The organism is Cellulomonas algicola (assembly GCF_019024305.1).
GTDB classification, from domain to species: domain Bacteria; phylum Actinomycetota; class Actinomycetes; order Actinomycetales; family Cellulomonadaceae; genus Cellulomonas; species Cellulomonas algicola.
In genome coordinates, this window is sequence record NZ_JAHKSJ010000023.1 from 25,843 (window position 1) to 35,445 (window position 9,603).

Here is a 9,603-nt window from a genome sequence, read left to right on the forward strand (position 1 = left end):
GAAGTGGAAATTACTCGCATGACGGAGAACGAGACGACCCCCGCACCCACGCCGGACGAGGCCCGCGCGCTCCTCGCCCGCTCCGCCGCCGCAGCCGGAACCCTGCGCGCGAGCGGTCAGAACCGGCACGCCCTGTGGCTCACCGGCCACGCGGCCTCGACGTTCATGTTCTTCGTGGGACTCTCCACGATCCCCGACGACACGGGCGCCCTCACGCTCGCCGGCGCGTACGGGCTGACGCTCCTCGTGCTCTCGCTGGCGTGGCTCCGCGGCGCGCCCGTCACCAAGCAGGGCATGGGCCTGCGGTGGGTCGCCGCGGTGACGACGTGGGGCGTCGTCTACGCGATCGCGCTGGTCGTCGGCCTCACCTGGCTGCGCGAGTCGGTGCTCTGGTGGCTCGCTGCCGCGGTCCTCGCGACGTTCCCGCTGGCGCGCGGGGCCTGGCGCGAGGCGCAGGCGTGACACCGCCGCTGCCCGGCCCCGACGCGGTCGGCGAACCGGCGCGCGCCCGCCTCGACGAGGTCATCCACTCCCCCGTGCGACTCTCCGTCGTCGCCGCGCTCGCCGCGACCGACGAGGCCGAGTTCGGCGCGGTGCGCGACGCCGTCGAGATCAGCGACTCCGCGCTCTCCAAGGCCGTCACCGTGCTCGAGCAGGCCGGGTACGTGAAGGTCCGCAAGGGGTACGTCGGCAAGCGTCCGCGCACCTGGCTCGCCCTCACCCCTGACGGCCGCACGGCCCTCCGCGACCACCTCGCGGCCCTCCGCGCGATCGCCGGCGACTGACGAGCGGCGGCCCGCGACGCGGCCCGCGCGTCCGTCGAGCGGGCCGACGACGTCAGCTCAGGACCGCACCCTTCGACGCGGACTGGACGAGCTTCTGGTACTTGCCCAGGACGCCGCGCGTGTAGCGCGGCTCGATCGGCGCCCAGCCCTCGCGACGCGCGGCGAGCTCGGCGTCGTCGACCAGCAGGTCGAGCGTCGCGTGCGCGACGTCGAGCCGGATCCGGTCGCCGTCGCACACGAAGGCGATCGGTCCCGCGTCCACGGCCTCGGGCGCGATGTGGCCGACGCACAGGCCCGTCGTCCCGCCGGAGAAGCGGCCGTCGGTGATGAGCAGGACGTCCTTGCCGAGCCCGGCGCCCTTGATGGCCCCGGTGATCGCGAGCATCTCGCGCATCCCCGGCCCGCCCTTGGGGCCCTCGTAGCGGATGACGACGACGTCGCCGGCCTGGATCGTGCCGTCCTCGAGGGCGTCGAGCGCCGCACGCTCGCGCTCGAACACACGCGCGGTGCCCTCGAAGACGTCGGAGTCGAAGCCCGCCGACTTCACGACCGCCCCTTCCGGCGCGAGCGAGCCGTGCAGGATCGTGATGCCGCCCGTGCGGTGGATCGGGTCGTCGAGCGCGCGCAGGATCTTGCCGTCGGGGTCCGGCGGGGCGATGTCGGCGAGGTTCTCCGCGACCGTCTTGCCCGTGACCGTGAGGCAGTCGCCGTGCAGCAGGCCCGCGTCGAGGAGCGCCTTCATCAGCACGGGCACGCCGCCGATGCGGTCGACGTCGTTCATCACGTACCGGCCGAACGGCTTGAGGTCGCCCAGGTGCGGCACGCGCGCCGCGACGCGGCTGAAGTCGTCGAGCGTGAGGTCGACCTCGGCCTCGTGCGCGATCGCCAGCAGGTGCAGCACCGCGTTCGTCGAGCCGCCGAACGCCATGACGACGGCGATGGCGTTCTCGAACGCCTCCTTCGTCATGATCTGGCGCGCCGTGATGCCGCGGCGCAGCAGCTCGACGACGGCCTCGCCCGAGCGGCGCGCGTACTGGTCGCGCCGTCTGTCCGCCGACGGCGGCGCCGCGGAACCCGGGAGCGACATGCCCATCGCCTCGGCGACCGACGCCATCGTGTTCGCGGTGTACATGCCGCCGCACGCACCCTCGCCCGGGCAGATCGCGCGCTCGATCCGGTCGACGTCCTCCTTGCTCATCAGCCCGCGGGCGCACGCCCCGACGGCCTCGAACGCGTCGATGATCGTCACGTCCTTCTCGGTGCCGTCGGACAGCTTGACCCAGCCGGGCATGATCGAGCCCGCGTAGAGGAAGACGCTCGACAGGTCGAGCCGCGCGGCCGCCATGAGCATCCCGGGCAGCGACTTGTCGCAGCCCGCGAGGAGCACCGACCCGTCGAGCCGCTCGGCCATCATCACGGTCTCGACCGAGTCCGCGATGACGTCGCGGCTCACGAGCGAGTAGTGCATGCCCTCGTGCCCCATCGAGATGCCGTCGGACACCGAGATCGTGCCGAACTCCAGCGGGTACCCGCCGCCCGCGTGCACGCCGTCCTTGACCGCCTTCGCCAGCCGGTCCAGCGACAGGTTGCACGGCGTGATCTCGTTCCACGAGGACGCGACGCCGACCTGCGGCTTCGCGAAGTCCTCGTCCCCCAGCCCGACCGCTCGCAGCATGCCGCGCGCCGCCGTCGCCTCCAGACCGTCCGTGACCTGCCGCGACCGCGGCTTGATGTCGACCGTTCCGTCCTGCGTCGTCGTCATGAGCCGAGACTAGGCAGCACGCGCCCGCCCGGCATCCGCCTCGCCGGGAACGCCCTTCGAGATCAGACGGTGCGCCACGGGTCGACGACCGCCAGCCCGTCGACGCCCGCGAAGTCGCCGACGTTCCGCGTCACCACCGCGAGGCCGCGCTCCAGGGCCGTCGCCGCGATGAGGCAGTCGCTGTACGGGCGACGGTCCGGCACCGACAGGGACGCCGCGCGCGTCGCCACACCGACGTCGACCGGGACGATCCGGCCGTCGAACTGCACGAGCACCTGCGTCGAGAGCCACTCGCGCAGCCGGGCGGCCTGCGCGGGGTCACGCCGGGCGACCGAGAGGATGCCGACCTCGATCTCGTACACCGTCATGACGGAGATGAGCAGCCCTGCCGCCTCGTGCCGTCGGACCCACGCGACGACCGACGGGTCGGGCTCACGTCGGCGCAGCTCCGAGACGACGTTCGTGTCGAGGAGGTAGGTCACAGGTCGACCGGTCGCGGCGAGAGCTCGACACGGCCCGGCTCGAACTCGATGGCGTCGTCGCCGCGCAGCGCGTCGGCCAACGACGGCCGCGGGGTGGGCGCGCTCAACCGGTCGAACTGCTCGATCGTCAGGAGCACGTGCGACGGGACGCCGCGGTCGGTGATGACGACAGGCCCGTCCGACGCGGCTCTCTTCGCCGCCGAGACGTCGTGGTTGAACTGACGTGACGTCATGGTGGTGGTCATCGCGCGCTCCCCTTGTAGGTACGTACCTACGATACCGGGGTCGCGCCGGCGGCTCCAGACCTCCCGGCGTCAGCGGGTGACGCAGACCACCCTGCGCCGGGCGGGTGCTGTGCGGCCGTGAGGCTCATGCGCGCGCCTGCCCTGCCGATCCGAGGGCGACGGGACCGTGCGGTCCTCGTCGCGTGCGGTCAGCAGCCCCGCCGCACCGCGCCGCGTGCGCACAGGACCGAGGACCCGGAGGCTCGATGACCGCGTCGGACGTGACGCCCGGTCGCGCCCCCGTTCCGGGCGTCCTCACCTGGCGGCGCTTCCTCGTCGCCGGACTCGCGCTGACCGCGGCCGTCATGGTCGTGCCGGGCTGGACCGGCGAAGTGCTGTGGGACGTCGTGCCCCTGCTGGCGTGCGCCGCGATGGTCGTCGGGATCCGCCGGCATCCCGGCCCGCACGCCCGGGCGTGGTGGTGGCTCGCCGCCGGCACGGCGTGGTGGGCGCTCGCCGACCTCGGCTGGACCGCCTGGTACGCGGCCGTCGGGGGCGACGCGGACCTCGTCCCGTGGTGGTTCGACATCGTCTACATGGCGACCTACCCCCTGCTCGTCGTCGGGCTGACCCGGCTCCCCCGCAACTCGCTGCGGTCCCGCCACGAGAGCGCGACGATGGACGCCGTCGTCGTGGTCGTCGGCACCGGCCTCCTGTACTGGGCGCTCGTCTTCCGCAGCTTCCTCGGGCCCGACGCGCTCCAGGACGCGGCGCACCTGGTCTCGGTGGTGTCGCTCGGGGCGGGCCTGGGTGTGGTCCTCATGGCGTCGCGGCTGCTGTTCCGCTACGGCGGGCGCAACGGCGCGTACGCGCTGCTGGGCTGCGGCGTCGCCGCGTCGACGGCCGGCGACGTCCTGTACACGCTCACCCTCATCGGCGACGGCAACCCGGGCATCTCGGTGCTCGACACGTCGCTCGCCGAGGGCGTCGGCAGCGCCGCGTGGCTCGTGTGGTTCGTGCTGTTCGGCGCGGCCGCGCTGCACCCGGGCGTCGCGGGCTCCCCCGACGCCGAGCCGAGCCGCGGCCTCACGCTCGCGCGCGGCGTCGTCTTCTTCCTCCTCGCGTCGCTCGGGCCCGCCGCGCTGCTGCTGACGTTCCGCGTCGGGTCGACGGTGACCATGCCCTGGTCCGACCTCGCGGTCCCGGTGCTCGCGGTGACCGCGCTGTCCGCGTTCCTCGTCACGCGCCTCGTGGTCGGCACGAGCACCGCGCAGCGCCGGGCGATCCAGCTCGACCGGCAGGCCGCGGAGCTCGCGCGCGCGCTCGACGAGCAGAGCGCGCTCCAGAAGCTCCTCAGCCACCAGGCCCAGCACGACCCGCTGACCGGCCTCGGCAACCGCACGCGGTTCACCGAGCGGCTGTCCGCGCCGGACCGCCGGGGCAACGGCGAGCGCGCCGTCCTCATGGTCGACCTCGACGGGTTCAAGACCGTCAACGACGACCACGGCCACCACGCGGGCGACGACCTCCTCGTGCAGGTCGCGCGGCGGCTGCGCCGCGTCGTCGGCGGTGACGACACGCTCGCCCGGCTGGGCGGCGACGAGTTCGCCGTCGTGCTGGAGGACACCCACGAGTCCGACGCGCGCGACGTCGCGACGCGCGTGGTCCGCGCGCTCAGCGAGCCGTTCGTCGTCGACGGGCGGACGGTCCGGATCACGTCGAGCGTCGGCGTGCGGCTGGTCGACGCGTCCGTCGAGCCGCAGGCCACGCTGCGCGACGCCGACCTGGCCCTGTACGCCGCGAAGGCCGCCGGCAAGAACCAGGTCCGCCTGTTCGACCCGAGCCTGCGCGTGGCCCAGGACAGGCGCTCGCACCTCGCGGAAGGGCTGCGGCACGCGGTCGAGCGCGACCAGCTCGTCGTGCACTACCAGCCCGTCGTGTCGCTCGGCACCGGCCAGGTGCAGTCCGTCGAGGCGCTGCTGCGGTGGCAGTCGCCCGACGGGCTCGTGATGCCGGACGGCTTCATCCCGGTCGCCGAGGACACCGGGCTGATCGTCCCGATCGGCGAGCACGTCCTGCGCCGGGCGTGCGCCGACGTGCGGCCGTGGTTCGAGCGGCACGGCGTGCGCGTGCACGTCAACGTCTCCGCACGTCAGCTCCGCGAGCCCGACGTCGTCGAGCAGGTGCTGCGCGCACTGCGCGACGCGAGCCTGCCCGGGCGCGCGCTCGTCCTCGAGATCACCGAGACCGCGCTGCTCGCCGCCGAGGAGCCGGAGGCCACCCTCGTCGAGTCGCACCTGTCCCGCCTGCGCGAGCACGGCGTGCGCGTCGCGATCGACGACTTCGGCACGGGCTACTCGTCGCTCGCGTACCTGCAGCGCCTGCCGGTCGACATCGTGAAGATCGACGGCGCCTTCACGCGGTTCGCGGCCGAGCCGGGCGAGGAGGGCCGCCGTCGGCGTGCGCTCGCGAGCGCGATCGTCGACCTCTGCCGCAGTCTCGACCTGCCCGCGGTCGCGGAGCAGATCGAGACCGACGACGAGGCCGACGCGCTGCGGGCGCTCGGCTGCCCCGAGGGCCAGGGCTACCTGTTCGGACGCCCGGCACCCCGGGAGGCGATCGGCGCCCTGCTCGAACGCCCTGCCCGGCTCGGGTCGGTGCCGACGCCCCGGACCGCGCAGGACGCCGCCCGCCGGCCGGTCTGACGCCGTCGGACCGCCCGACCGCAGCGCCGAGGCGGACCTGGCGCGCGGTGGCGCCCTGCGGGATGCTCGGTCCAGACGCCGCGACGGGCGACGGGGAACCGCGGGCAGGTGGGTCGGATGGGCGACTTCAGCATGGGCACGTCCGAGGTCATCGCGGGCCTCGCGCTGACGGCGTCGATCATCTCGCTGCTCATCTCATGGCGGAGCGCGCACCGCAGCACCAAGATCACCACGTACCGCAGCGCGACCGACCTCACGCTCGACATCGACCACCAGTTCGTCGAGCACCCCGAGCTGCGGCCGTACTTCTACCAGGGCCGCGAGCCGGCCCCCGACGACGCGACGCTCTCCGCACGCGTCGACGCCATGGCGGAGCTGATGCTCGACTGCTTCGAGTGCATCTGGGACATCCGCAAGACGTACTCGGAGTCCGACCGCATCTCGTGGGGCCACTACATCCTCGACATGCTCGGCACGTCGCCCGCGATGGAGCGCATGTTCGCGGAACGCCGCCCGCAGGACTGGTACCCCGCGCTCGACGACCTCCACCGCCTCGCCGACGAGGGCCGGCTGCGACCGCGCTGGACTCGTCCCTGGGCCTTCCGCCGCAGCACGGCCACGGACGCCCCGTCGGAGCCGCTCCCGGTCGCGTCGACGGAGCCGTGAGGTGGGCACGTCCACCGAGCAGGTCCGACCGCCCGAGCCCACGCTCGTCCGGCTGAGCGAGGTGCCCGCTCCGGTCGTCGAGGACTTCTACGTCCGCATCCTCCAGGCGACGTTCCCGCCGGACGAGCTCGAGCCGTTGGAGTCGCTGCAGGAGTCGCTCGGGGAGACCGGCGACGGGCTGCTGGCGCTGGACGCCGACGGTGGCGTCGTCGGCGGCCTCGTGCACGAGCACTACGTCGACGGCGCCGTCCAGCTGCTCGCCTACCTCGCGGTCGACCCGGCGGGCAGGGCGCACGGCCTGGGCTCGCGCCTGGTGCGGGAGGCGGTCACGGCGTCGACGGCCACGCTCGTGCTCGGCGAGATCGAGGACCCGCGGTCCTGGCCCGTCACGCCGACGAACGACCCGCCCGCGCGGCTGCGCTTCTGGGACCGGAACGGCTTCCGCCTGCTGCCGCTCCCCTACGTGCAGCCCGCGCTGCGGCCCGGGCTCCGCCGCGTGCGCGACCTGCTGCTCATCGCCCTGCCGTCGCGCGGGGAGGACACGGCGGAGACGGTGCCGGGTCCTCTCGTCGCGGCGTTCCTGCGCGAGTACTTCGCCGCGTCCGAGGGCCGGGCCGACCCGGCCGACCCCGACCTCGCGCGGCTCCTCGCGGCGTGCGACGTCGAGCGGCTCCCGCTGTGGCCGCTGGACCGGCTCGACGTGGTCGGGTGAGCGGGACGGCGTCGAGCGCCCGTCCGCGCCGCGCGGTGCGCGCCCCGCGGTCAGGCGCGGCGGATGCGGCTCACGTCGCGGACGGCACCACGGTCGGCCGACGTCGCCATCGCGGCGTACGCCTGGAGCGCCGGCGACACGTACCGGTCGCGGTTCACCGGCTGCCACGGGTTCTCCGACGCCTCCATCTTGGCGCGCCGCTCGGCGAGGACCTGGTCGGGGACGTTGATCCGGATGAGGCGCGTCTCGACGTCGATCTCGATCTCGTCGCCGTCCTCGATCAGGCCGATCGCGCCGCCGGCCGACGCCTCCGGGGACACGTGCCCGACGGAGATGCCGGACGAGCCCCCGGAGAAGCGCCCGTCGGTGATGAGCGCGCACACCTTGCCGAGCCCGCGACCCTTGATGAACGACGTCGGGTAGAGCATCTCCTGCATGCCGGGACCGCCCGACGGGCCCTCGTACCGCACGACGACGACGTGGCCCGGCTGGACCTCCTTGCGGAGGATCTTGTCGACGGCCTCGTCCTGCGACTCGCACACGAGCGCCGTGCCGACGAAGTGGAAGAGCTCGGGGTCGATGCCCGCGGTCTTGATGACGGCACCGTCCTCGGCGAGGTTGCCGCGCAGCACGGCCAGCCCGCCCTCGACGGTGTAGGCGTGCGCGACGTCGCGGATGCAGCCGTTCGCGGCGTCGGTGTCGAGCGACTCCCAGACGTTCGACGTCGAGAAGGCCTGCGTCGTGCGGACACCGCCGGGCGCGGCGTGGAAGAGGGCCAGCGCCCGCTCGGTCGCGCGGCCTCCGCGGATGTCCCAGTCGTCGAGCCACGCGCGGAGCGTCGGCGTGTGCACCGACGTGACGTCGTGGTCGAGCAGGCCTGCGCGGTCGAGCTCGCCGAGCAGCGCGGGGATGCCGCCCGCGCGGTGCACGTCCTCCATGTGGAAGTCGGGGTGGTTCGGCGCGACCTTGGACAGGCACGGCACGCGGCGGCTGATCGCGTCGATGTCCGCGAGCGTGAAGTCGAGCTCGGCCTCCTGCGCGGCGGCCAGCACGTGCAGGACGGTGTTGGTCGAGCCGCCCATGGCGACGTCGAGCGCCATCGCGTTGGCGAACGCCGCGCGGTTGGCGATCGAGCGCGGCGCGACGCTGTCGTCCTCGTCGTCGTAGTAGCGGCGGGCCAGGTCGACGATCGTGCGTCCGGCCTCGAGGAACAGCTCGCGGCGCGCGGAGTGCGTGGCGAGCGTCGAGCCGTTGCCCGGCAGCGACAGGCCGAGCGCCTCGGTGAGGCAGTTCATCGAGTTGGCGGTGAACATGCCCGAGCACGAGCCGCACGTGGGGCACGCGTTCTCCTCGACACGGCCCAGCGCCTCGTCGGAGACGTTGTCGTCCGCGGAGTAGTTGATCGCGTTGATGAGGTTGAGGTGCGTCGTCGCGACACCGTCCGCGACGACCGCCTTGCCGGCCTCCATGGGCCCGCCCGACACGAAGATCACCGGGATGTCGAGCCGCAGCGCCGCGTTGAGCATGCCGGGCGTGATCTTGTCGCAGTTGGAGATGCAGACGAGCGCGTCGGCGCAGTGCGCGTTGACCATGTACTCGACCGAGTCGGCGATGAGGTCACGGCTCGGCAGCGAGTAGAGCATGCCGCCGTGGCCCATCGCGATGCCGTCGTCGACCGCGATGGTGTTGAACTCCTTGGCGACGCCGCCGGCCTCGCGGACCGCCGACGCGACCAGGTCGCCCATGTCCTTGAGGTGCACGTGCCCCGGGACGAACTGCGTGTACGAGTTCGCGATCGCGACGATCGGCTTGCCGAAGTCCTCCGACGTCATGCCCGTCGCACGCCACAGCGCGCGGGCACCGGCCATGTTGCGGCCGTGGGTCGAGGTACGAGAGCGCAGTGGACGGCTCATCGCGGCAGTTCTCCTTCGAGGGGACCTCGTCGGTGCGGCGGGGCAGGCGGCAAGGCGGCGGCAGGTCGGACGGCTACCCGGCGGTAGCGCCTCGTCACAGTACGCCGCCGCAGGCCAGGGGCCGGCCGACGTCCGCACCGTGGTCCACGGACGACGGAGGGCCGGGGCTCACCAGCAGCGAGCCCCGGCCCTCCGTCCGTCCGAACGGTCAGCGGACGACGGTCCCCGTCCAGCGGCCGTCCGCGGGCGTGACCCGGTGCACGTCGCCCGTGAGCGTCACGCGCGCCTGCGTCTCACGCTCGGCGCACGACGGCCCGACCCACAGGTCGAGGTCGCCCGGCTCGACGACGCGCT

9 protein-coding genes are annotated in these 9,603 nt (G+C 73.5%); 5 read left to right on the forward strand and 4 right to left on the reverse strand.

From position 1 onward, the window contains the following. The first annotated feature begins 18 nt into the window (after window positions 1-18). Window positions 19-462 carry a hypothetical protein gene (locus tag KOV94_RS16825; RefSeq protein ID WP_124342000.1) on the forward strand — a complete coding sequence of 148 codons (444 nt, stop codon included), beginning with the start codon at window positions 19-21 and terminating at the stop codon, window positions 460-462. Continuing rightward, window positions 459-785 (forward strand): winged helix-turn-helix domain-containing protein, encoded by a 327-nt coding sequence (locus tag KOV94_RS16830; RefSeq protein ID WP_124341999.1) that lies wholly within the window; start codon window positions 459-461, stop codon window positions 783-785. Before KOV94_RS16825 ends, KOV94_RS16830 begins: the two co-directional genes overlap by 4 nt. 52 nt (window positions 786-837) lie before the next feature. Here the strand turns inward: KOV94_RS16830 and ilvD (KOV94_RS16835) are convergent, their stop codons facing one another. From ilvD (KOV94_RS16835) to KOV94_RS16845, 3 genes are all read right to left on the reverse strand, one after another. Next, window positions 838-2,547: a dihydroxy-acid dehydratase gene (gene ilvD, locus KOV94_RS16835; RefSeq protein WP_218052682.1), complete on the reverse strand. Its 1,710-nt coding sequence runs from the start codon at window positions 2,545-2,547 to the stop codon at window positions 838-840. A gap of 62 nt (window positions 2,548-2,609) precedes the next feature. Further along, window positions 2,610-3,029, reverse strand: coding sequence for a type II toxin-antitoxin system VapC family toxin (locus KOV94_RS16840; RefSeq protein ID WP_162351326.1), 420 nt, complete (start codon window positions 3,027-3,029; stop codon window positions 2,610-2,612). Then, window positions 3,026-3,274, reverse strand: a complete 249-nt coding sequence (locus KOV94_RS16845) for a type II toxin-antitoxin system prevent-host-death family antitoxin (protein ID WP_124341996.1) — start codon at window positions 3,272-3,274, stop codon at window positions 3,026-3,028. Before KOV94_RS16845 ends, KOV94_RS16840 begins: the two co-directional genes overlap by 4 nt. A 245-nt stretch (window positions 3,275-3,519) precedes the next feature. Between KOV94_RS16845 and KOV94_RS16850 the strand changes: the two genes are divergently transcribed. The 3 genes from KOV94_RS16850 to KOV94_RS16860 all read left to right on the forward strand — a co-directional run bounded on the left by KOV94_RS16850 (window position 3,520) and on the right by KOV94_RS16860 (window position 7,336). Then, window positions 3,520-5,958, forward strand: a complete 2,439-nt coding sequence (locus tag KOV94_RS16850; RefSeq protein ID WP_218052683.1) for a putative bifunctional diguanylate cyclase/phosphodiesterase — start codon at window positions 3,520-3,522, stop codon at window positions 5,956-5,958. 117 nt (window positions 5,959-6,075) lie between these two features. Beyond that, a complete protein-coding gene (locus tag KOV94_RS16855; RefSeq protein ID WP_124341994.1) occupies window positions 6,076-6,624 on the forward strand; it encodes a hypothetical protein in 549 nt (182 codons plus the stop codon). A 1-nt stretch (window position 6,625) separates the two neighbouring features. Further along, the gene (locus tag KOV94_RS16860; RefSeq protein ID WP_218052684.1) at window positions 6,626-7,336 is read left to right on the forward strand and encodes a GNAT family N-acetyltransferase; all 711 of its coding nucleotides are present in this window, start codon (window positions 6,626-6,628) and stop codon (window positions 7,334-7,336) included. A gap of 50 nt (window positions 7,337-7,386) precedes the next feature. On the opposite strand, the gene ilvD (KOV94_RS16865) is transcribed toward KOV94_RS16860, so the two are convergent. After that, a complete protein-coding gene (ilvD, locus tag KOV94_RS16865) occupies window positions 7,387-9,249 on the reverse strand; it encodes a dihydroxy-acid dehydratase (protein ID WP_218052685.1) in 1,863 nt (620 codons plus the stop codon). Between the last annotated feature and the right edge of the window lie 354 nt (window positions 9,250-9,603).